Here is a 21545-nt window from a genome sequence, read left to right as displayed (position 1 = left end):
GCGAGCAGAACGCCGAGTCGGCAGAAGTTGTCTACCGACTCGGCGTTCGTGCGCTGGTTCGTGCCCGCTCGGGCTCAGGTGATGGTCATCCCGCCGTCCACCGGCAGCGTCTGCCCGGTGATGTAGCCGGCGGCGTCGGAGGCGAGGAAGACCACGGTGGCCGCGAGCTCGGCGGGGTCGCCCTTGCGGCCCATCGGGATCCGGCCCTGCTGCTGCTCCAGGTAGCCCGGCGGGTACTCGTCGGTCATCTCGGAGTCGAAGAAGCCGGGCGCGATCGCGTTCACCCGGATGCCCTTGCGCCCGGTCCACTGCTGCGCCAGGTCGCGGGTCATCCCGATCAGCCCGGCCTTGCTCGAGGCGTAGGCGGCCTGGGGGAGTCCGGCGGTGGTGATGCCGAGCACGGAGGAGATGTTGACGATGCTGGAGCCCGGCTGCATCACCCGGCCGCAGGCCTGCGCCATCCAGTAGCACCCGTTGAGGTTCACGTCGATCACCTGACGGAACTGGTCCGGGGTCTCCCGGGTCGCCGGGACCGCGGTGCCGATCCCCGCGTTGTTGACCAGGACGTCGACGCGGCCGAACTCCTCCATCGCGGCCTCGACCAGGGCGCTGCACGAGTCCGGGTCGGCCACGTCGGTCGCCACGCTCACCGCGCGTCGGCCGGCGGCGGTGACCAGCGCGGCGGTGTCGGCGAGACGCTCGACCCGGCGCGCGCCGAGGGCGACGTCGGCCCCGGCCTCGGCCAGCGCTCGGGCGAAGGAGACGCCGAGGCCGGAGGACGCACCGGTCACCACGGCGACCTTGCCGTCCAGGCGGAACAGGTTGGACTGGTTGGAGTCGGTCATGGGGCGAGGGTAGAGGCTGGACGGGGTATCCTGGCCAGGTGACCACCCGGACCCTCCTTAGCTAGCCGCGTCGAGCCCCCTCGACGCGGCCGCCCCTCCTGCGTGAGGGGCTTTTCCATGTCCGGCGCACACCCCTGGAGCACGAGAGAGAGCACCATGCGCGAGCAGACCCATCAGCCCACCGACGCCGACCGGGCGTCCGACGAGACCGCCCCGGCGTCGTACGACGCCCGCTCGGTCGAGGACAAGTGGCTGCCGGTCTGGGACGGGCTCGACCCCTTCCGCGCCGACGACGCCGCGGTGCTGGCCGGGGAGCGGCCGAAGCGCTACGCGCTGACGATGTTCCCCTATCCGAGCGGCGACCTGCACATGGGCCACGCCGAGGTCTTCGCGCTGCACGACGTGATCTCCCGCTACTGGCGGTTCCGTGGCTACGAGGTGCTCAACCCGATGGGCTGGGACTCGTTCGGGCTGCCCGCGGAGAACGCCGCGATCCGCAACGACGAGCACCCGGCCACCTACACCTACGCCAACATCGACACCCAGTACTCCTCGATGAAGCGGTACGGCGTCAGCTTCGACTGGTCCCGCCGGCTGCACACCTCCGACCCGGAGTACTACAAGTGGACGCAGTGGCTGTTCCTGAAGCTGCGCGAGCAGGGGCTGGCCTACCGGAAGAACTCCCCGGTCAACTGGTGCCCGCAGGACCAGACGGTGCTGGCCAACGAGCAGGTGCTGGCCGACGGCACCTGCGAGCGGTGCGGTGCCGACGTCACCAAGCGTGAGCTGACCCAGTGGTACTTCCGCACCACCGTCTACGCCCAGGAGCTCTACGACAGCCTGGACGGGCTGCAGGACAGCTGGATCGGCAAGGTCGTCAACGCCCAGCGCAACTGGATCGGGCGCTCCGAGGGCGCCCACGTGACCTTCGAGATCGAGGGCGGGGCGACCGAGCACGACCCGATCACGGTCTTCACCACCCGCCCCGACACCGTCTTCGGTACGACGTTCATGGTGGTCGCCGTCGACGCCAAGCTGGCCGACGCGCTGGTGACCGACGAGCAGCGCGCCGAGTTCGAGTCCTACCGCGACGAGATCCGCAAGGCCAGCGACATCGACCGCCTGGCGACGGACCGTGCGAAGACCGGCGTCTTCCTCGGTGTCCACGCGGTCAACCCGGTCACCGGCGACCGGATCCCGGTCTGGGCCACCGACTACGTGCTGGCCGACTACGGCACCGGGGCGGTGATGGGGGTCCCCGGCGGGGACCAGCGCGACTGGGAGTTCGCGACCGCGTTCGACCTGCCGATCGTGCGGACCACCGAGCCGCCCGCGGACTTCGAGGGGGAGGCCTACGCCGGTGAGGGCCCGACGATCAACTCGCCCGCCGAGGGCGTCGCGTGCGGGCTCACCCTCAACGGCTTGTCGGTGGACGAGGCCAAGCGCGCCACCATCGACCACCTGGAGCAGCTCGGCTCCGGCAGCGGCACGGTGAACTTCCGGCTGCGCGACTGGCTGCTCTCGCGGCAGCGCTACTGGGGCGCGCCGATCCCGATCATCCACTGCGAGAAGTGCGGTGAGGTGCCGGTGCCCACCGACCAGCTGCCGGTCGAGCTGCCCGAGCTGCGCGGTGCGGACCTGAAGCCGAAGGGGAGCTCGCCCCTGGGGGCGGCGACCGAGTGGGTCGAGGTCGACTGTCCGGAGTGCGGCGGTGCCGCGCGTCGGGACACCGACACCATGGACACCTTCGTCGACTCCTCCTGGTACTTCTTCCGCTACCTCTCCCCGCACGACGACACCCAGGCGTTCGGCCCCGCGCTGGCGGAGGCGTGGGGGCCGGTCGACCTCTACATCGGCGGCGACGAGCACGCGGTGCTGCACCTGCTCTACGCGCGGTTCTTCACCAAGGCCCTGCGCGATGCCGGGTTGATCACCTGGGACGAGCCGTTCTCGGCGTACCTCTCCCAGGGCAAGGTGATCAACGGCGGCCGGAAGATGAGCAAGTCGCTGGGCAACGGCGTCAACCTGGGCGAGCAGCTGGAGGCCTTCGGTGTCGACGCGGTCCGGTTGACCCTGGTCTTCGCCAGCCCGCCCGAGGACAACATCGACTGGGCCGACGTCTCCCCGACGGGCGCGGCGAAGTTCCTGCAGCGGGCGTGGCGACTCTCCGGCGACGTCGCCTCGGCCCCGGGGGCCGACGTCACCACCGGCGACCTGGCGCTGCGCAAGATCACCGCGCGCACCGTCGCCGACGCCGAGAAGCTGGTCGAGTCCTACCGCTTCAACGTGGTCGTGGCCCGGATGATGGAGCTGGTCAACGCGACCCGCAAGGCGATCGACGCGGGCTGCGGTCCGGCCGACCCGGCGGTACGTGAGGCGGCCGAGGTGGTCGCGATGCTGCTGTCGCTGGTCGCCCCCTACACCGCGGAGGAGATGTGGGAGCGGCTCGGGCACGCCCCGACGGTCGCGCACGCCACCTGGCCGGTCGTGGACCCCGCCCTGCTGGTCGAGGACGCCGTGACCGCCGTGGTCCAGATCCAGGGCAAGGTCAAGGCGCGGCTGGAGGTCTCGCCCGAGATCACCGCCGAGGAGCTGGAGGCGGCAGCGCTCGCCGACGACACCGTGGTCCGGGCTATCGACGGCCGGGCGGTGCGCAAGGTGATCGTGCGCGCGCCGAAGCTGGTCAACGTGGTCGTGGGCTGATCGGATACCCCTGTGTCCGTGGCACTGGTGACCGACTCGACGGCCGAGCTCGGCCTCGAGCGCGCCGCCGGTCTCGGCGTCACCGTGGTGCCGCTGCAGGTCGTCGTCGGCGACGAGTCCTACCAGGAGGGTGCCCCGGAGGTCACTCCGGAGCGGATCGCCGAGGCGCTGCGGCACAAGCGCCCGGTCAGCACGTCCCGTGCGGCACCCGCCCACTTCGCCGAGCTCTACGCCCGGCTGGCCGAGGAGGGCGCCGGGTCGATCCTCTCGGTGCACGTCTCCAGCCAGGTCTCGGGCACCTTCGAGTCCGCCCAGGCCGGGGCGCGGCAGGCACCGGTCCCGGTGCGCTGCCTGGACAGTCGGCAGATCGGTCCGGCGACGGGGTTCGCGACCGAGGCGGCCGCCGCCGTCCTCGCCGACGGGGGCAGCCTCGACGACGCCTACGACGCGGCCCTCGCACGCGCTGCTGCCTGCCGGACCCTGCTTTACGTCGACACGCTGGAGTACCTGCGGCGTGGCGGCCGGGTGAGCAACGCGGCCGCCCTCTTCGGCGGTGCCCTCGCGGTGAAGCCGCTGCTCGGCGTCGAGGACGGCCTCATCGTCCCGGTGGCCCGGGTGCGCACCTCGGTGAAGGCGATCGCCCGACTGCAGGCACTGGCCGTCGAGGCGGCCGGGGAGCAGCGGGTGGAGGTGTTCGTGGCCCATCTCGCGGCCACCGAGCGTGCCGAGGCGTTCGCCGCCTCGCTCGCCGAGGAGCTGGGGGAGCGCCTGGTCGGCGACGTCCGGTGCCGCGAGATCGGTGCGGTGCTCGGCGCCCACGTCGGCCCCGGCATGCTCGCCACCTGCATCGCCCCCGTCCTCACCTGAGCCCCGGGACGGACCGGTCCGTCTCCCCAGCGGAGCTGCGGCACCACGCTGTCCACAGTCCCGGAACAGTCGGCCGGACGCCGGGGCTCCGGCTCCCTAGCGTGCTGGCATGTCGTCCCGACCCGATCCCGCCGGTCGCTCGCCACGGTCCGACGTCGCGGCCCGACGGCTGGCCGCCCTGGCCGCCGACCTCGCCTCGCACCGGGACGGCGCCACGGTCCCGGGAGAGCCGCCGGAGGAGCAGTGGTGGGCCGACCACACCCGGGTCGCGCCGCGACGACAGCCGTCCGATCCGAGCACGCCACCGGCGTCGGCACCCGCAGCGCCCCCGCCGCTGCCCGTCCCCGGCCGCCACGCCGCCCGGCGGCGCGTTCCGCTGCTCAGCCGGGTCCCGCTCCCGCCGGCGATGACCGGGTTCACCTGGGGACCGGCCCACCTGACCGTCGTCGCACTCCTCATCGCCGGCGGTCTCGCCGCGACCGCCTGGTGGGTCGGCAGGGACGCCGGCGCCGAGCAGGTCGCACCCAGCGCGCTGAGCGACGCGCCCGAGGCGCTCGCCCCGACCCTGGCCGGCGAGACCCTGGTCGGCGCCGAGGCGACGCCGGACGGCCCCGAGGGCACCGGGCAGGTGACCGTCGACGTGGCCGGCAAGGTACGACGCCCCGGCATCCAGGTGCTCGACGCGGGGTCCCGCGTGGTCGACGCCCTCGAGGCCGCCGGCGGCGCCCGCGCCGGGGTGGACCTGAGCTCGATCAACCTGGCCCGGCCGCTCACCGACGGCGAGCAGATCCTGGTCGGACTCCCGGCCGGGGTGGCGGCGCCGGCTCCCTCCGGGGGCGGGTCGACCGCGACCCCGCTGGTCAACCTGAACACCGCGACCGCCGAACAGCTCGAGACGCTGCCCGAGGTCGGCCCGGTGACCGCTGCCGCGATCGTCGCCTGGCGCGAGGAGCGGGGCGGGTTCACCAGCGTCGACGAGCTGATCGACGTCGACGGCATCGGAGAGAAGACCCTGGAGACGATCCGACCCCACGTGTCGGTGTGACCACCGCGGCGACGCCGCCGCCCGCGACGGCCTCCCCGGCGCACGACCCACGGATGGCCCTGCTCGGGGCGTCGGCCTGGGGCGGAGCGCTCGCGGCCCAGCTGGCGGGAGTCTGGGCGCTGGCGGCGACCGCGATCGGCGTGCTGGCCCTCGGGCTCGTCTCGCGGCGACCCGGGCACGCCCGTGGACGATCCGGTGAAGGTCCCCGGCGACCGGCCGGCGGACGTTCCGCGCCGGGAAGGTCGGCGCTGGGCTGGACCGCCGCGATGGTCGTGGTCGCGCTCGCCGTGGGCGGCGGCGCCCTGCTGCGCGAGGAGGCGGTGGCGCACGGCCCCGTGCGCACCCTGGCCGAGCAGCGTCTCAGCGTCGAGGTGACCGGGACGGTCGCCGGCGACCCGCGCCTGGTGCGCGGGCCCTTCGACGATCAGGCCGTGGTCCGTCTGCGCGTCACCGGGGTCGAGGCTCGGGGCAGCGCCTACCAGGTCGGAGCCGCCGTCGTGCTTCTCGGCGACCCGGCCTGGCTGGAGGTTCCGTTGGGGGCGCGGGTCCGGGCGGAGGGTCGTCTGGCGGTGCCGGACGACCCCGGCACCGCGGCCCTGCTGACCGGCGCCGACGTGCCGACGCTGATCCAGGGACCGGACCCCTGGTGGCGGGCCTCGGGGGCGGTCCGCGCGGCGATCCGCGCTGCCGTCGCCGACCGGCCCGCGGCGCAGCGCGGTCTGGTGCCGGCGCTGGTGGACGGCGACGACGCCGACCTTCCGCCGGAGGTGGAGCAGCAGTTCCGCACCACGGGTCTGACCCACCTGACCGCGGTCAGCGGCACGAACCTCACGCTGCTGGTCGGCTTCCTCCTGCTGGCGGCGCGGCTCGCCGGTGTGCGAGGGCGCTGGCTGCGGCTGGTGGGCCTGTTCGGCATCGTCGGATTCGTGCTGCTCGCCAGGACCGAGCCGAGCGTGGTGCGGGCGGCCGCGATGGGCACGGTCGGTCTGTTCGCGCTCGGCACCGACGGGCGGCGCCGCGGCCTGCGCGCGCTGGGCGCTGCGGTCGTGGTGCTGCTGCTGGTCGCGCCGGGCCTGGCGGTGACCGCCGGTTTCGCCCTCTCGGTGCTGGCCACGGGCGGGATCGTGCTGTTGGTACCGGGGATGCAGGCCGCTCTGACCCGGTGGATGCCGGCCCCCGTGGCGATCGCCCTGGCCGTGCCGCTGGCCGCCCAGCTGGCCTGCACGCCGGTGGTGGCCGCGATCTCCGGGGAGGTCAGCCTGGTCGCGGTGGCGGCCAACCTGCTGGCCGGGCCGGCGGTCGGACCGGCCACGGTGCTGGGCCTCGCCGCCGGACTGGTCGGTCTGATCTGGCCCGCGGCCGGGGCGTTTCTCGGCACGCTCGCCGGGTGGTCCGTGGCCTGGATCGTCGCCGTGGCCGAGCACGGAGCCGCTCTCCCGGCGGCCGCCCTCGGGTGGGGCACCGACCCGTGGTCGATCCTGGTGCTCACCCTGCTCTGTCTCGCCGCGATCCCACTGCTGCCCCGGCTGCTGCGCCGGCGCCGTCTCGGCGTCGCGGTGGCGCTGGTGCTGATCCTGGTCGTGCTCGGCGTGCCCGCACGGCTCCCCGGGTGGTTCCCGGGCGCGTCCGCCTGGCCGCCGACGGGTTGGGTGCTGGCCGCCTGCGACGTCGGTCAGGGTGACGCGCTGGTGGTCGCCACCGGTCGTCCGGAGGAGGCGGTGGTGATCGACGCCGGTCCGGACCCGCGGCCGGTCGACAGGTGCCTGGACGGGCTCGGGGTGCGACGGGTCCCGCTGGTGGTGCTGACCCACTTCCACGCCGACCACATCGACGGTCTCGGCGGCGTGCTCGGCGGCCGAGCGGTGGGGGTGGTCGAGGTGACCGCGGTGCTGGATCCGCCGGAGGGGGTGGCGCAGGTGCGGGAGGAGGCGGCGGAGGCGGCGGTGCCGCTGCGACTGGCCCCGTTCGGCAGCGCCCGGGAGGTCGGCGAGGTGCGGGTCCAGGTGCTGGCGCCGGAGCTGGCCGAGGCCGTGCCCGGTGCCGGCGACGGATCCTCGGCCAACGACGCCAGCGTCGTCCTGCTGGTGGAGGTGGCCGGCCTGCGGGTCCTGGCCACCGGCGACCTGGAGCCGCCGGGCCAGACGGCGCTGGCGGCGGCGGTGCCCGGGCTGCGGGTGGACGTGCTCAAGGTGCCCCACCACGGGAGTCGGCACCAGGACCACGCCTGGCTGGCCTCGCTGGAGCCTCGGGTGGCGCTGGTCTCGGTGGGCGCGGACAACGACTACGGGCACCCCGCGAGCCAGACCGTGCAGGCCCTGGAGCAGGCCGGTGCGCAGGTGGTGCGCACCGACCGGAGCGGTTCGATCGCGGTGGTCCCGCGGGCTGACGGGATCGACGTGCTCACCGAGCGGTGAGCACGCGTGGGCGGCTCTTGGACGGTGCTCCACCCGCGCCGTTCGCGTCGGAGGGGTGTGGAAGGCTGAGCGCATGCGAGCCCACGACGTCCTCGGCCGAGTCGTGCTGATCACCGGCAAGGAGGAGTTCCTCGGGGCCCGGGTGGTCGGCGAGGTCAAGGACCTGGTGCGGTCCCACGACCCGGAGTCGGAGTTCTCCGAGGCCGCGGCCTCCGAGCTCACCCTGGCCACGCTGGGCGAGCTCGCCGCACCGTCGCTCTTCTCCTCCGTCCGCTGCGTGGTCGTCCGTGGGCTGGAGGACCTCCCGGACGAGTCGGTCGCCGGCCTCCTCGACTACGCCGCGGCGCCGGCCGAGGACGTCGCGCTGGTCCTGGTGCACGGCGGCGGTCCCAAGGGGAGCGGCGTGCTGACCAAGCTGCGCAAGCAGGCCAACGTCACCGAGCACAAGTCCGGCGAGGTGAAGCCGTGGGAGATGGCCGACTTCGCGGTCGGCGAGGCGAAGCGTCGCGGGGTGCGGCTGGACAAGCCGGCCGCACAGGTGCTCGCCGAGGCGGTCGGCAACGACCTGCGCTCCCTGGCGGCCGCGGTCGACCAGCTCGTCAGCGACTTCCCGGACCAGCGCCTGGACGAGGCGAAGATCCGGCAGTACTTCGGCGGCCGTGCCGAGGTGAAGAACTACGAGATCGCGGATGCGATCCTGGCCGGGCAGCGCGAGCGCGCCCTGGGCGAGCTGCGCTGGGCGCTCGAGGCGGGGACGTCGGAGGTCTACATCCTCTCGGCGGTGGCGGCGCAGACCCGCACGCTGGCCAACCACGTCGGCGGCAACCGCGACCAGGGCATGCCGTCCTGGAAGGCCCGCAACCTGGGGAAGCAGGCCGCGGGCTGGACCGCCGACGGGCTCGGCCGCGCGCTGCAGGAGATCGCCCGCGCGGACGCCGACCTCAAGGGCGCGGCGAGCGATCCGTCCTACACGCTGGAGCGGCTGGTGCTGACCGTCGCCTCACTGCGCGGCCGACGCTGACCGATCCCGCCCGGACACCCGACCCGGGAGCAGGAAAAACACGAGTCGGCAGGTCCTCACCGAGGTGAGTTCCTGCCGACTCGACGGGTGACTCCGGACCGGAGCCAGGAAGACTCAGAGAGAGGCGGCCTTCTTCATGATCGCCGACTTGCGGTTGGCGGCCTGGTTCTTGTGGATGACGCCCTTGGAGACGGCCTTGTCCAGCGCGCGGGTGGCGTCGCGGCCAGCGGTCACCGCGGCCTCCTTGTCGCCGGCCTCAGCGGCCTCGCGGAACTTGCGGACAGCCGACTTCAGACCGGTCTTGACGGCCTTGTTGCGCTCGTGGCGCTTCTCGTTCTGCTTGTTCCGCTTGATCTGGCTCTTGATGTTCGCCACGGTTCTGTCTGCCTCTTGGAAGTTCGGGATCCGCGTGGGATCGAGGGATCTGGTCTGGTCCGGATGGGCGCTGGGCGCACCGAGAAGGCACGTCCATGACGCGACGGACAAGGCTAACAGCGGCGGGGGAGCGGCCCCAAATCGGCCGGGTGCTCGGTCTTCCGGCGCTCCTCCCCGGCGCTCCGCTGCGGCTCAGCCCCACCCGCGCCGCTCGGCCAACCAGTCGTGGAGGACGTCCCGCTGCCAGGCCTGGGCATCGCGCACGAAGGGCGAGTAGCGAGGCACCGGCAGCCGTGCGGAGGTCTCGAAGTGCCCGAGGATCAGCGCGATCACGATGTCGATATGCTCGGGCTCGACCGCGGCGAGCAGTGGGTGCGCCGCGATGTGCGCCTCCACGTCCAGGCCGTCGCCGCGGGGGCCGATGAGCAGGAACAGGGAGTCCAGCCAGGCCGCCCCCGCCACCGGCCAGTTCCAGTCGCACAGCGCCACCGAGCCGTCCGGGCGCAGCAGCAGGTTGTCGTCGCGGACGTCGGTGTGCACCAGGGTCTGACCGTCCACCACGGCGGCATAGCGCGCGGCCAGCGCGCCGCAGTCGGCCGCCCGCGGGTGGTCGGAGGCGTCCCAGTACGCCGGCCAGGTGGCGAACTCCTCCACGGCGCTGTCCAGCCCGGGTGGCGCGGGTGTCAGCACGGCGGCCGCGTCGACCAGGGCGGCCGAGGCCGCGGCCAGGTCGTCCGGCTCCCACGGTCGGTACGGCGCCCGCGCGTCGACGTACTCGATGCCGAGCACCACCCAGTCGTCGGCGTCGTGCAGCCAGCGCAGTCGCGGAGCCGGCGCGTCGGGTGGCAGCATCCGCAGCTTGCGGGCCTCCACCCGGTAGGCCTCGGCGAAGCCGCGCTGTGCCTTCGTCGACGCCGCCTTGACGAAGTGTCGGCTGCCGTCGGCGCAGGTCAGCACGGAGGCGAAACCGGGGGTGAACCCGGCCCGCTGGGAGTCGGCACGGACCACCGGGGACCCGCAGCGCTGCTCGATCGTGCGCCGGATCGGGGACGGCAGGTGCACCCAGTCCAGGCGCCGGGCGGTGCGCCCGTGCGGCACGGGTGAGGGGATCGCGGTGCTCACCGGGCACAGTGTGGCCGATCGGGCGTCCGCGCGGGCACGGGGGATTCGCGGCAGCGTGGGGTCGATGGAAGGATGGCGGCACCATGCCCGCAGTCCCGCTCTCCGCCGCGCCCCAGCCCGGTCGCACCGACCCCGCGATCATCCGCAACTTCTGCATCATCGCGCACATCGACCACGGCAAGTCGACGCTCGCCGACCGGATGCTCCAGCTGACCGAGGTGGTCGACGCCCGCGCCGCCCGCGCGCAGTACCTCGACCGGATGGACATCGAGCGCGAGCGCGGCATCACCATCAAGAGCCAGGCCGTCCGGATGCCGTGGGGCGTCGCGGAGGGCAACGAGCAGGGCGCCGAGCCGGGCACCTACGTGCTCAACATGATCGACACGCCCGGCCACGTGGACTTCACCTACGAGGTGTCCCGGTCGCTGCAGGCGTGCGAGGCCGCGATCCTGCTGGTCGACGCCGCCCAGGGCATCGAGGCGCAGACCCTGGCCAACCTCTACCTGGCGATGGGTGCGGACCTGCACATCATCCCGGTGCTCAACAAGATCGACCTGCCCAGCGCGGAGCCGGAGAAGTACGCCGAGGAGCTGGCCGGCATCATCGGCTGCGACCCCGCCGACGTGCTGAAGGTCAGCGCGAAGACCGGCGAGGGCGTCGAAGCGGTCCTCAACGAGATCGTCAAGCAGACGCCGGCCCCGGTCGGTGACGCCGACGCGCCGGCCCGGGCGCTGATCTTCGACTCGGTCTACGACACCTACCGCGGGGTGGTCACCTACGTCCGCGTCGTCGACGGCAGCCTGACCCACCGCGACCGGATCAAGATGATGTCGACCAATGCGACCCACGAGATGCTCGAGATCGGCGTGATCAGCCCCGAGCAGGTCAAGGCGCGCGAGCTCGGCGTGGGGGAGACCGGCTACCTGATCACCGGTGTGAAGGACGTGCGCCAGTCCCGCGTCGGTGACACCGTGACCACCCAGCACCACGGTGCGACCGACCCGCTCGGCGGCTACCAGCACCCGAACCCGATGGTCTACGCCGGTCTGTACCCGATCGACGGGGACGACTACCCGGTGCTGCGCGAGTCGCTGGAGAAGCTGCAGCTCAACGACGCCGCCCTCGCCTACGAGCCGGAGACCTCCGGTGCCCTCGGCTTCGGATTCCGCTGCGGCTTCCTCGGCCTGCTGCACATGGAGATCACCCGGGACCGGCTGGAGCGCGAGTTCAACCTGGACCTCATCTCCACCGCGCCCAACGTGGTCTACGAGGTGCAGATGGAGGACGGCACCGAGCACGAGGTGACCAACCCGAGCGAGTTCCCCGAGGGCAAGATCGCCGAGGTCCGCGAGCCGGTCGTCAGGGCCACGATCCTGAGCCCGTCCGACTACATCGGCACGATCATGGAGCTGTGCCAGGAGAAGCGCGGCAACCTGCTCGGGATGGACTACCTGTCCCCGGACCGGGTCGAGCTCCGCTACACGCTGCCGATGGGTGAGATCGTCTTCGACTTCTTCGACCAGCTGAAGTCGCGCACCAAGGGCTATGCCTCACTCGACTACGAGCGCACCGGCGAGCAGGCGGCCGACCTGGTCAAGGTGGACATCCTGCTGCACGGCGACCCGGTCGACGCGTTCAGCGCGATCGTGCACCGCGACGCCGCCTACGCCTACGGCGTGATGATGGCCGGCAAGCTCAAGGAGCTGATCCCGCGGCAGCAGTTCGAGGTCCCGATCCAGGCCGCGATCGGTGCGCGGGTGATCGCCCGCGAGACCATCCGCGCGATCCGCAAGGACGTGCTCGCCAAGTGCTACGGCGGTGACATCAGCCGCAAGCGCAAGCTGCTGGAGAAGCAGAAGGAGGGCAAGAAGCGGATGAAGATGGTCGGTCGCGTCGAGGTGCCCCAGGAGGCCTTCGTGGCCGCGCTGTCCACCACCGGTCCCACCGGCGACAAGGCCGCCAAGAAGTAGTGCGCCTACCGGCTCCCTTCCTCGGGTACGCCGCGCGCGGCCCGGAGTGGGTGGCCTTCCTGGACCGCCTCCCGGGACTGCTCGACGACCTTCTCCGGGAGTGGGAGCTCACCCTCGACGGTGCCCCGACCCATGGGTCGTGCGCCGTCGTGGTGCCGGTCCGCATCCGCGCCGGCGGACCGGCCGTGCTGAAGGTCGGCTGGCCGCACGAGGAGGCCGAGCACGAGCACCTGGCCCTCCACCACTGGCACGGACGAGGCGCTGCGCGTCTGCTGCGGGCCGATCCGCGCCGGTTCGCCCTGCTGCTCGAGCGGCTGCACGCCGAGGACCTCGGGGACCGGTGGGACCTCGAGGCGTGCGAGGTGGTCGGTGGCCTCTACGCACAGCTCCACATCCGGGCGCCGGCGCAGCTGCACACGTTGTCGTCGTCCGTCGAGCGGTGGGTCGCCGACCTGGCGGCGCTGCCGCGCGAGGCTCCGGTGCCGCGGCGGCTGGTGCAGCAGGCCGTGTCGATCGGCCGGGACCTGGCGGTCGACGACGACACCGACGGTCGGCTGATCCACACCGACCTGCACTACGCCAACGTGCTCGCCGGCGATCGCGCGCCGTGGCTGGCGATCGACCCCAAGCCACTCAGCGGCGACCCGCACTACGAGGTCGCGCCGATGCTGTGGAACCGCTGGGACGAGCTCGCCGGCGACGTCCGTGGCGGCCTGCGCCGCCGCTTCCACACCCTGGTCGACGCCGCCGGGCTCGACGAGGACCGCGCCCGGGACTGGGTGATCCTCCGGGTCGTGGTCAGCGCGATGCGGGGGATCGGCGAGGCCGAGGCCTCGCCCGCCGAGGACGTCACCACCTGCGTGACGATCGCCAAGGCGGTCCAGGACTGAGCCACGGCCTGGCCAGGGCCGGCGTCGGCCAGGGCTCGGGTGCGGACTCCTGACGGCCCGAGCGGCGCACGGCGCTCCGCGTCGTGGCGGCGGTTGCCACAATGTCTGCCATGGCGCACCTGGAGTCGGTCAACGTGGCAACCCCGGTCGAGCGCGCGTTCGCCGATCGCACGATCCGCACCGCGATCGGCAAGCTGCCCGTCGACGGCCCGGTGCACGCGCGGGCCCTGGGACTCGTCGGGGACCAGGTCGGCAACAGCCGGCACCACGGCGGGCGTGACCAGGCCGTCTACGCCTACGCCCGGGAGGACCTCGCCTGGTGGGCCGACCAGCTCGGCGGCGACCCGCTGACCGCCGGCTTCTTCGGCGAGAACCTGACCACCGTGGGGGTCGACCTGAACCGCACCGTGGTGGGCACCCGCTGGCGGATCGGCACCACCGAGCTCGAGGTGGCATCGGTGCGCACCCCCTGCAACACCTTCACGGGCTGGCTGGGGGCCCACGGGTTCGACACCACCCAGTGGGCACGTCGCTTCACCCGCGCCCGGCGCCCCGGACCGTATCTGCGGGTGATCGGCGAGGGGGAGCTCACGGCGGGTGAGGAGATCGTGGTGGTCGACGTACCGGACCACGGGGTGAGCGTGGAGGACATGTTCGTGGCGCTGACCACCGATCGCGCCCGGCTGCCCGAGCTGGCCGTGATCGCCGACCTCGCCGACGTCCCGCGACAGCGGGTGGAGCAGCATCTGGCCAGGACCGGCGCGGGATCCGGCGATCTCGACGCAACCGCGCGACAGGCCCCGCTAGGGTGATCTAGGTTACTCACACGTAGCGACCCCCATCGGTTCCGGACAGCGCACGCAGGAGCGTCATGGCCATCATTCGTGACAGCAGTTTCATCGACCACATGCCCGCCAACTGTGCGGTGCAGTTCCTCGACCGGGTGGAGGTGAGCCCGGACTCCGAGGCCTTCCGCTTCCCGGTGGGCGACGACGCCTGGGAGTCGGTGACCTGGCGCCAGGCAGGAGCCCGGGTGCGCAGCCTCGCCGCCGGTCTGCTCGCGCTGGGCATCGAGGCCGAGCAGCGCGTCGGCATCGCGTCGAACACCCGCTACGAGTGGGTGCTCGCGGACCTGGCGATCATGTGTGCGGGCGGCGCCACCACGACGGTCTACCCGTCGACGAACGGGGACGACACCGCCTTCATCCTCTCCGACTCCGAGTGTCGCGTGGTCTTCGTCGAGGACGGCTCCCAGCTGGCCAAGCTGCGCACGCACCGCGACGAGCTGCCGAGCGTGGGCAAGGTGGTCTCCTTCGACGCCGCGGACGCCGACGGCGACTGGGTGATCTCCCTGGACGACCTGGCCGCGCTGGGCGAGGGCCACCTCGCCGAGCACCCGGGCGCGGTCGACGACGTGGCGAAGGGCATCCGGCCCGACCAGCTCGCCACCCTGATCTACACCTCGGGCACCACGGGCCGCCCCAAGGGCGTCCGCACGCTGCACCGGGCCTGGGTCTTCGAGGGCGAGGCGATCAAGGCGCAGGACATCCTGCACGCCGACGACCTGCAGTTCCTCTGGCTGCCGATGGCCCACTCCTTCGGCAAGGTGCTCCTCTCCACCCAGCTCGCCTGCGGCTTCGCGACCGCGATCGACGGCCGGGTGGACAAGATCGTGGAGAACCTCGGCGTGGTGAAGCCGACGTTCATGGGCGCCGCGCCTCGCATCTTCGAGAAGGCGCACGCCCGGATCGTGATGATGCAGCAGGCCGAGGGCGGGCTGAAGGAGAAGATCTTCAACCGGGCCTTCGCCGTCGGCCAGGAGGTCGACCGCCGCAACCTCGCGGGGCAGTCGATCCCGCTGGGGCTCAAGCTCCAGCACGGCCTCTTCGACAAGCTGGTCTTCTCCAAGGTCCGGGAGCGCTTCGGCGGTCGGGTGAAGTTCTTCATCTCCGGCTCGGCCGCGCTCAACGCCGACATCGCATCCTGGTTCCACGCCGCCGGCATCCTGATCCTCGAGGGCTACGGGATGACCGAGAACGCCGCCGGCGCCACGGTCAACCACCCCGACCAGTACAAGATGGGCAGCGTCGGCCTGCCGTTCCCCGGCACCGAGGTCCGGATCGGCGAGGGCGGCGAGGTCCAGCTGCGCGGGCCGCACGTGATGGCCGGCTACCACAACCGCGAGGACGCCTCCGCCGATGCGTTCACCGAGGACGGCTGGCTGCGCACCGGCGACAAGGGACAACTGGACGACGACGGCTTCCTGACCATCACCGGGCGGATCAAGGAGCTCTTCAAGACCTCCGGCGGCAAGTACGTCGCGCCGCCGGCGATCGAGGCGAAGTTCAAGGCGCTGTGCCCCTACGCCAGCCAGTTCATGGTCTTCGGCGCCGAGCGGAACTTCGTCTCCGCGTTGGTCACCCTCGACCCCGACGCCCTGGCCGGGTGGGCCGAGGAGAACGGCATGTCCGGCTCCTCCTACACCGACCTGGTGCGCTCGGAGAAGGTGCGCACGATGATCGGCGAGTACGTCGACAAGCTCAACGCCCAGCTCAACCGCTGGGAGACCGTGAAGAAGTGGGAGCTGCTCGACCACGACCTCAGCATCGAGTCCGGCGAGCTGACCCCGTCGATGAAGGTCAAGCGTGCCGTGGTGGAGACCAACAACAAGGAGCTGCTGAACTCGTTCTACACGGGCTGAGCCCGGACCAGGACCCGTCGCGAGGGCCCGCCGCCGAGCCGGTGGCGGGCCCTGGTGCGTCCGGAACCGCCGGATCGTGGCGGACGCGGCCGAGCGCGCCCCGCGCGCGACCTGCCGGGATGAGCCGCACCGAGCCCGCTCTGAGAGACTCGACCGGTGCCGTCCGCGTTGCCCGAAGGTGAACCCGTCCCCGACGACGGGGCGCTGCCCCCGGCCGCCCTTGCCGAGCTCGGCCGGCGGCCGTTCGGCTTCTACGTCCACGTCCCGTTCTGCACCGTGCGGTGCGGCTACTGCGACTTCAACACCTACACGGCCGAGGAGCTCGGCGCCGGCGTCACCCGCGCCGCCTACGCCGACCAGGCCGTCGCCGAGGTACGACGCGCCCGCACCGTGCTGGGGGACCGGACGCCGCCCGTGCAGACCGTCTTCGTCGGTGGCGGCACGCCCACCCTGCTCGCGCCGGAGGCCCTCGGGTCGATCCTCCGCGCAATCGACGAGGAGTTCGGACTCGCGCCGGACGCGGAGGTGACCACCGAGGCGAATCCCGACTCGGTCGACCTCGACCGCCTGGTCCGGCTGCGCGAGGCCGGGTTCACCCGGGTCTCGTTCGGGATGCAGTCCGCGGTGCCGCAGGTGCTGGCGGTCCTGGATCGCACCCACGACCCGGAGCGGGTGCCCGGGGTGGTCCAGGCCGCCCGCAGCGCCGGCTTCGACCAGGTCAGCCTGGACCTCATCTACGGCACGCCGGGGGAGAGCGCCGAGGACTGGCTCACCACGGTGGACGCGGCGCTGGCCTGCGAGCCGGACCACGTCTCGGCGTACTCCCTGATCGTGGAGGAGGGCACCGCGCTGGCGCGACGGGTGCGCCGCGGCGAGCTGCCGATGCCCGACGAGGACGACCTGGCCGACAAGTACCTGGCCGCCGACGAGCGGTTCGCGGCCGCCGGGCTCGGCTGGTACGAGGTGTCCAACTGGGCACGTGAGGAGGCCGCGCGCTGCCGCCACAACATCGGCTACTGGACCGGTGGCGACTGGTGGGGCATCGGACCCGGTGCGCACAGCCACGTCGGCGGTGTGCGCTGGTGGAACGTCAAGCATCCGGCCGCCTACGCCCGACGGCTCGCGGCCGGCACCACCCCGGCCCACGGGCGCGAGGTCCTCGACGCCGAGACGCGGCTGATGGAGCGGGTGCTGCTGGAGACCCGGCTCGTCGACGGGATCGCGATGGACGTGGTGCCGGCGCCGAGCGCCGCGGCGGACCTGGTCGCCGACGGGCTGATCCTCGATCCGGGGCAGCACGGTGACCGGGTCGTCCTCACGGTGCGCGGCCGGCTGCTGGCCGACGCCGTGGTGCGCGCGCTGCTCGGGTGAGCGGGAGGGACCGCTCGGCCGCGACGGATCCGTCGAGGGTGCTCCCTAGGATGGGCGCATGACGCAGCAACCGCCCTGGGGCGAGCCCGGGGAGGACCGGCACTACGAGCCCTACGAGCCCTACGACCCGACCGCGCGGGGCCCGCACGTCCCGCCGCCGGTGGGCTACCCGGTGCCCGGGTGGCAGTACGGTCTCGACCCGGCGACCGGGCTCCCGCTCTCGGACAAGTCGAAGGTGGCGGCCGGCCTGCTGCAGATGCTGCTGCCGCTGATCGGGATCGCCGGCGTCGGTCGCCTCTACGCCGGGCACGTCGGGATCGGGCTGGTCCAGCTGCTGGGGGTGCTGGTCGGCTACCTGCTGATCTGTGTCGTGATCGGCATCCTGGTGGTGCCGGCGATGCTGCTGTGGTCCTTCGTCGACGGCATCGTCATCCTCGCCTCGAGCCATCCCCGCGACGGCTCCGGCCGGGTCATGCGCTGAGCTGATCCGCCCCGGACGCCGGATCAGGGCACGGTGACGAAGTCGATCAGCTCCTCGACCCGACCGAGCAGCGCCGGCTCGAGGTCGGCGTAGGAGCCCACCTTCGACAGGATGTGCTTCCAGGCTCGGGCGATGTCGGCCTGGTCGCGGTGCGGCCAGCCGAGCTGTTGGCAGATGCCCTTCTTCCACTCGATCGACCGCGGCACCGTCGGCCACGCCTCCAGGCCGAGCCGCTGCGGCTTGACCGCCTGCCAGACGTCGACGAAGGGGTGCCCGACGATCAGCACGTCCTTGCCGTGCGGTCCACGGGCGATGGCGTCGGCGATCCGCGACTCCTTCGACCCCCGGACCAGGTGGTCGACGAGCACGCCGACCCGACGCTGCGGACCGGGCTTGAACGAGACCAGGTGATCGGCCAGGTCGTCGACACCGCCGAGGTACTCCACGACCACGCCCTCGATCCGCAGGTCGTCGCCCCACACCTTCTCGACCAGCTCGGCATCGTGGCGGCCCTCGACGAAGATCCGACTCGCCCGTGCGACCCGCGCCTTGGCGTCGTGCACCGCGATGGAGCCGCTCGCGGTGCGGGTCGGCTTGGCCGGAGCCGTGGTCCGGACGGGTGCGGTGAGGACCACCGGCCTGCCCTCCAGCAGGAACCCGGGCCCGAGCGGGAAGGTACGGCGCTTGCCGCGCCGGTCCTCCAGGGTGACCGTGTGCAGGTCGCGGTCGACGCCGACGATCTCGCCGCACCAGTCGGTGGTGACCTCCTCGACCACGAGCCCGTGGTCGGCCGGCGCCTCGGTCGCGCGGCCGCGCTTGGGCACTTTCCAGTCGCCGGCCAGGACATCGGTTCCGTATCGATCCACCACGACGTACGAACCTCTCATCGACCGAGCGCGCAGCGCCGCATTTCGCTCGGCGGGTGGTGAAACGGTCGGCGCTACACCAGCGGCAGGCGCCGCTGTGAGCGCGGCAGCTGCTCGTAGCCGCGGGCGATGGCCTGCCCGAGCGCCTCGGTGGGCAGCGGCCAGGACGCCGCGGCGAGGGCCTCGTCCTGCGGCACTCCGCGTGAAGCCAGGTCGCGGATCGTCTCGGCGACGGTGCCGAGGTCGCCGCGCTGCTCCTCGACGAATGCGGTGTCCACCACCGCGCCGTGTCCCGGAACCACCACCGACGCCGGCGTGGTCAGTCCGAGCAGCAGGTCCAGCGTCAACGGCCAGTCCAGGGGCCAGGAGTCGGCGCCGTACGCCGGTGGGGCGGACTCCTCGACCAGGTCGCCGGCGAGCAGCACGTCCACGTCGGGGATGCGGACGACCAGGTCGCCGGCGGTGTGGCCCCGGCCCGGGTGGACCAGCTCGACCTGCCGGTCGCCCAGATCGAGCACCGCGGCGCTGGAGAAGGTCCGGTCGGCGGGCCGGATGCTGGTGGCGACGACCTCCGCGCCCCGCGGGTCCGTGGAGTCGCGGTAGAGCGCCTGGATCCGCTCGCCGGCCGCGACGGTCCGTTCGGCGGCGACCTCGTGGGCGTGCACCGGGAGCTCGCCGTACTGCTCGATGAAGGTGGCGTTGCCGAAGGTGTGGTCGAAGTGCTCATGGGTGTTCACCACGGCGACCGGCCCGCCGCGGTCGAGCGTGCGCAGGGCGTCGACCACCTCGAGGGCGGCGACGCCGGACCCGTGGGTGTCGACCACCACCAGGCCGCGCTCGCCACCGATCGCGGTGACGTTCAGGTCGAGCCAGGGGTGTCGCAGCACCCAGACCCGGTCGGCGATCTCGGTGAAGCTCACCTCGACGACGCTACCGCGCCGGCCGCACCTGCTAGCACAGACCGGCGTGCAGACCGTCGCGGAGCATCTCGCCGAGCTCGTACGGCGAGGCCGCGCGCTCGGGGAAGTCGATGCGCCGGCGGTGCGCGCCGTTCGTGTCGACCCACTCGAGGTCGACGCCGGCCGGGTCGAGGTCGCGCAGGGCGACGCCGATCACGTCGGCCAGCCGGGTGTCGGACATGGTCGCGACGGCGCGGCGCAGCTCGTCCTGGTGCGAGGAGTTGGTGTGCTCGACCGAGCGCTGGAGGTAGCCGCGGTTGAGCGTGTGCGCCGGGGAGTCGAAGGCCGGCAGCGGGACCCGGAACTGGCTGCCCGGGGCGTCGTCGCGGGAGAGGAGCACGAAGTTGACGTGCAGGGTGACCACCGCCTGCACCTCCTCGCAGCAGCCGCAGGTCTCCTGGCCGGTGGTCTCCAGCCGGCCGGACAGGGTGAGGCTGGCGGTCCGGGAGGCGGCGCCGGGCCGGCCGAGGCCGCTGGCGACGGTGAGCAGTGCGCTGCGGCCCTCCATGCCGGCCATCGCGAGGGCGGACCCGGTCGGGCAGGCGAAGACCGGCCGGCCCTCGGCGTCCTCCATGGTGAGGACGGCGCGGTCGGCGTCGTCGATGCCGGCGGTGATGTCGTCGACGCCGTCCACCACCAGCTGGACCTCGGCGGGGCACGCGAGGATGCTGCGTGCTGCGGCCGCCAGGCGGTCGGCGTCGACTCGGGTCGCGTTCTGCTCGACAGTCACCGTTACCTCCGATTGGTTTAGGTGAGCCTAACCTACAGACCGGGCCGGGGTCACCCAAACGCCCGTCCCGCTGGGTGGACCGGCGCCGCCGACGTGGCGGCTGGTGGACGCGGCGCTAGACTTGGCACTCAGTCGGGCGGAGTGCCAACGCGAACGCGGGAGGTGGGCATGCAGGAGGACCGCAGGCTCGCTGTGCTCCGGGCCATCGTGGAGGACTACGTGGCCACCGAGGAGCCGGTGGGATCCAAGGCGCTCGTCGAGCGGCACGGCCTCAACGTCTCGCCCGCCACGATCCGCAACGACATGGCCGCGCTGGAGGACGAGGGATACCTGACCCAGCCGCACACCAGTGCCGGCCGGGTGCCCACCGACAAGGGCTACCGGCTCTTCGTGGACCGGCTCACCACGGTGCGCCCGATGAGCACGGCCGAGCGCCGGGCGATCTCGGCGCTGCTGGACGGGGCCGTCGACCTCGACGACGTGATCAACCGCTCGGTGCGGCTGCTCGCCCAGCTCACCCGGCAGGTGGCGGTCGTGCAGTATCCGGTGCTGTCCCGCTCGACGGTCCGGCACGTGGAGATCGTGGCGATGACGCCGACCCGGCTGCTGACCGTGCTGATCCTCTCCACCGGCCGCGTCGAGCAGCGCCTGGTCGAGCTGGTGGAGGAGATCGGCGACGAGGGGCTCACCCGCCTGCGCTCCCGGATCAACCTCGCCGCCACCGGCGAGACGATCGGGGAGGCGATCACGGCGCTGGGCGACCTCGCCGACGCCGCGGAGCCGGCCGATCCCGCGACGACCGCCGTGGTCGCCGCACTGGTGGAGGCGATGAGCGACCACCGCTCCGACGAGCGGATCGTGGTCGGCGGCACCGCCAACCTGGCCCGCTTCGGCGACAGCTTCGACACCGCGATCCGCCCGCTGCTGGAGGCGCTGGAGGAGCAGGTCATCCTGCTCAAGCTGCTCGGCGAGGCGAACTCCGGCGGAGCCCTCACCGTGCGGATCGGCGCCGAGGGGCCCTTCCAGGAGCTCGCCGCGACCAGTGTGGTCGCCACCGGCTACGGCCCCGGCGACGGACTGGCCTCCCTCGGTGTGGTCGGCCCCACCCGGATGGACTACCCGAACACGATGGCGGCGGTCCGCGCCGTCGCGCGCTATGTCTCGCGCATCCTCGACGAGAGCTGA

General features: G+C 72.7%; 18 protein-coding genes. 12 read left to right on the top strand and 6 right to left on the bottom strand.

Annotated elements, in window-relative coordinates:
* Positions 1–74 precede the first annotated feature (74 nt).
* Complete coding sequence (locus FIV43_RS07390; RefSeq protein WP_141013606.1) at positions 75–845, bottom strand: SDR family NAD(P)-dependent oxidoreductase; 771 nt, start codon at positions 843–845, stop codon at positions 75–77.
* Between the two features lie 156 nt (positions 846–1001).
* Here FIV43_RS07390 and leuS point away from each other — a divergent pair, with 156 nt between their 5' ends.
* The 5 genes from leuS to holA all read left to right on the top strand — a co-directional run bounded on the left by leuS (position 1002) and on the right by holA (position 8895).
* Entirely contained in the window at positions 1002–3548 is a 2547-nt protein-coding gene (gene leuS, locus FIV43_RS07385; RefSeq protein ID WP_141015801.1) for a leucine--tRNA ligase, read from the top strand.
* Positions 3549–3566: 18 nt separating this feature from the next.
* Positions 3567–4415 (top strand): DegV family protein, encoded by an 849-nt coding sequence (locus FIV43_RS07380; RefSeq protein WP_231123812.1) that lies wholly within the window; start codon positions 3567–3569, stop codon positions 4413–4415.
* Between the two features lie 109 nt (positions 4416–4524).
* Positions 4525–5460, top strand: a complete 936-nt coding sequence (locus FIV43_RS20895; RefSeq protein WP_181407711.1) for a ComEA family DNA-binding protein — start codon at positions 4525–4527, stop codon at positions 5458–5460.
* A 53-nt stretch (positions 5461–5513) separates the two neighbouring features.
* On the top strand, positions 5514–7874 hold the full coding sequence (locus tag FIV43_RS07370) for a ComEC/Rec2 family competence protein (protein ID WP_141013604.1): 2361 nt from the start codon (positions 5514–5516) through the stop codon (positions 7872–7874).
* Between the two features lie 73 nt (positions 7875–7947).
* Positions 7948–8895 carry a DNA polymerase III subunit delta gene (holA, locus tag FIV43_RS07365; RefSeq protein WP_141013603.1) on the top strand — a complete coding sequence of 316 codons (948 nt, stop codon included), beginning with the start codon at positions 7948–7950 and terminating at the stop codon, positions 8893–8895.
* A 114-nt stretch (positions 8896–9009) separates the two neighbouring features.
* Here the strand turns inward: holA and rpsT are convergent, their stop codons facing one another.
* Complete coding sequence (gene rpsT, locus FIV43_RS07360) at positions 9010–9270, bottom strand: 30S ribosomal protein S20 (protein ID WP_141013602.1); 261 nt, start codon at positions 9268–9270, stop codon at positions 9010–9012.
* A gap of 192 nt (positions 9271–9462) precedes the next feature.
* Entirely contained in the window at positions 9463–10392 is a 930-nt protein-coding gene (locus FIV43_RS07355) for a protein kinase family protein (RefSeq protein WP_141013601.1), read from the bottom strand.
* A gap of 83 nt (positions 10393–10475) precedes the next feature.
* On the opposite strand from FIV43_RS07355, the gene lepA reads away from it, so the two are divergent.
* The 6 genes from lepA (at position 10476) to FIV43_RS07325 (ending at position 17805) form a co-directional block, all read left to right on the top strand.
* Positions 10476–12362 carry a translation elongation factor 4 gene (gene lepA, locus FIV43_RS07350; protein WP_141013600.1) on the top strand — a complete coding sequence of 629 codons (1887 nt, stop codon included), beginning with the start codon at positions 10476–10478 and terminating at the stop codon, positions 12360–12362.
* A complete protein-coding gene (locus tag FIV43_RS07345) occupies positions 12362–13252 on the top strand; it encodes an aminoglycoside phosphotransferase family protein (RefSeq protein ID WP_141013599.1) in 891 nt (296 codons plus the stop codon). The genes lepA and FIV43_RS07345 overlap by 1 nt, the downstream gene beginning before the upstream one ends.
* Before the next feature lie 110 nt (positions 13253–13362).
* A complete protein-coding gene (locus tag FIV43_RS07340; RefSeq protein WP_141013598.1) occupies positions 13363–14064 on the top strand; it encodes an MOSC domain-containing protein in 702 nt (233 codons plus the stop codon).
* A 59-nt stretch (positions 14065–14123) separates the two neighbouring features.
* Positions 14124–15953 (top strand): AMP-dependent synthetase/ligase, encoded by a 1830-nt coding sequence (locus FIV43_RS07335; RefSeq protein WP_141013597.1) that lies wholly within the window; start codon positions 14124–14126, stop codon positions 15951–15953.
* A 156-nt stretch (positions 15954–16109) separates the two neighbouring features.
* A complete protein-coding gene (gene hemW, locus FIV43_RS07330; RefSeq protein WP_141013596.1) occupies positions 16110–17324 on the top strand; it encodes a radical SAM family heme chaperone HemW in 1215 nt (404 codons plus the stop codon).
* 58 nt (positions 17325–17382) lie between these two features.
* Positions 17383–17805 (top strand): TM2 domain-containing protein, encoded by a 423-nt coding sequence (locus FIV43_RS07325; RefSeq protein ID WP_141013595.1) that lies wholly within the window; start codon positions 17383–17385, stop codon positions 17803–17805.
* A gap of 23 nt (positions 17806–17828) precedes the next feature.
* Here FIV43_RS07325 and FIV43_RS07320 read toward each other — a convergent pair whose 3' ends face one another.
* The 3 genes from FIV43_RS07320 to FIV43_RS07310 are packed head-to-tail and all read right to left on the bottom strand — an operon-like array spanning position 17829 to position 20360.
* Positions 17829–18692 carry a DUF3097 domain-containing protein gene (locus tag FIV43_RS07320; protein WP_196780998.1) on the bottom strand — a complete coding sequence of 288 codons (864 nt, stop codon included), beginning with the start codon at positions 18690–18692 and terminating at the stop codon, positions 17829–17831.
* Positions 18693–18745: 53 nt separating this feature from the next.
* Positions 18746–19591: an MBL fold metallo-hydrolase gene (locus tag FIV43_RS07315; RefSeq protein ID WP_141013593.1), complete on the bottom strand. Its 846-nt coding sequence runs from the start codon at positions 19589–19591 to the stop codon at positions 18746–18748.
* Between the two features lie 31 nt (positions 19592–19622).
* Positions 19623–20360 (bottom strand): hypothetical protein, encoded by a 738-nt coding sequence (locus FIV43_RS07310; RefSeq protein WP_141013592.1) that lies wholly within the window; start codon positions 20358–20360, stop codon positions 19623–19625.
* A gap of 168 nt (positions 20361–20528) precedes the next feature.
* On the opposite strand from FIV43_RS07310, the gene hrcA reads away from it, so the two are divergent.
* On the top strand, positions 20529–21545 hold the full coding sequence (gene hrcA / locus FIV43_RS07305; RefSeq protein ID WP_141013591.1) for a heat-inducible transcriptional repressor HrcA: 1017 nt from the start codon (positions 20529–20531) through the stop codon (positions 21543–21545).

Source organism: Nocardioides sambongensis, from assembly GCF_006494815.1.
In the GTDB taxonomy this organism is placed as follows: domain Bacteria; phylum Actinomycetota; class Actinomycetes; order Propionibacteriales; family Nocardioidaceae; genus Nocardioides; species Nocardioides sambongensis.
Note: the sequence above shows the minus strand (reverse complement) of the source record. Positions and strands in the feature narration are given on the sequence as shown.

Bases quoted from the DNA above. Each gene is read 5' to 3' on its own strand.
- FIV43_RS07390 (WP_141013606.1), bottom strand. From the start codon at position 845: ATGACCGACTCCAACCAGTCCAACCTGTTCCGCCTGGACGGCAAGGTC.
- leuS (WP_141015801.1), top strand. From the start codon at position 1,002: ATGCGCGAGCAGACCCATCAGCCCACCGACGCCGACCGGGCGTCCGAC.
- FIV43_RS20895 (WP_181407711.1), top strand. From the start codon at position 4,525: ATGTCGTCCCGACCCGATCCCGCCGGTCGCTCGCCACGGTCCGACGTC.
- FIV43_RS07370 (WP_141013604.1), top strand. From the start codon at position 5,514: ATGGCCCTGCTCGGGGCGTCGGCCTGGGGCGGAGCGCTCGCGGCCCAG.
- holA (WP_141013603.1), top strand. From the start codon at position 7,948: ATGCGAGCCCACGACGTCCTCGGCCGAGTCGTGCTGATCACCGGCAAG.
- lepA (WP_141013600.1), top strand. From the start codon at position 10,476: ATGCCCGCAGTCCCGCTCTCCGCCGCGCCCCAGCCCGGTCGCACCGAC.
- FIV43_RS07340 (WP_141013598.1), top strand. From the start codon at position 13,363: ATGGCGCACCTGGAGTCGGTCAACGTGGCAACCCCGGTCGAGCGCGCG.
- FIV43_RS07335 (WP_141013597.1), top strand. From the start codon at position 14,124: ATGGCCATCATTCGTGACAGCAGTTTCATCGACCACATGCCCGCCAAC.
- FIV43_RS07325 (WP_141013595.1), top strand. From the start codon at position 17,383: ATGACGCAGCAACCGCCCTGGGGCGAGCCCGGGGAGGACCGGCACTAC.
- FIV43_RS07320 (WP_196780998.1), bottom strand. From the start codon at position 18,692: ATGAGAGGTTCGTACGTCGTGGTGGATCGATACGGAACCGATGTCCTG.
- hrcA (WP_141013591.1), top strand. From the start codon at position 20,529: ATGCAGGAGGACCGCAGGCTCGCTGTGCTCCGGGCCATCGTGGAGGAC.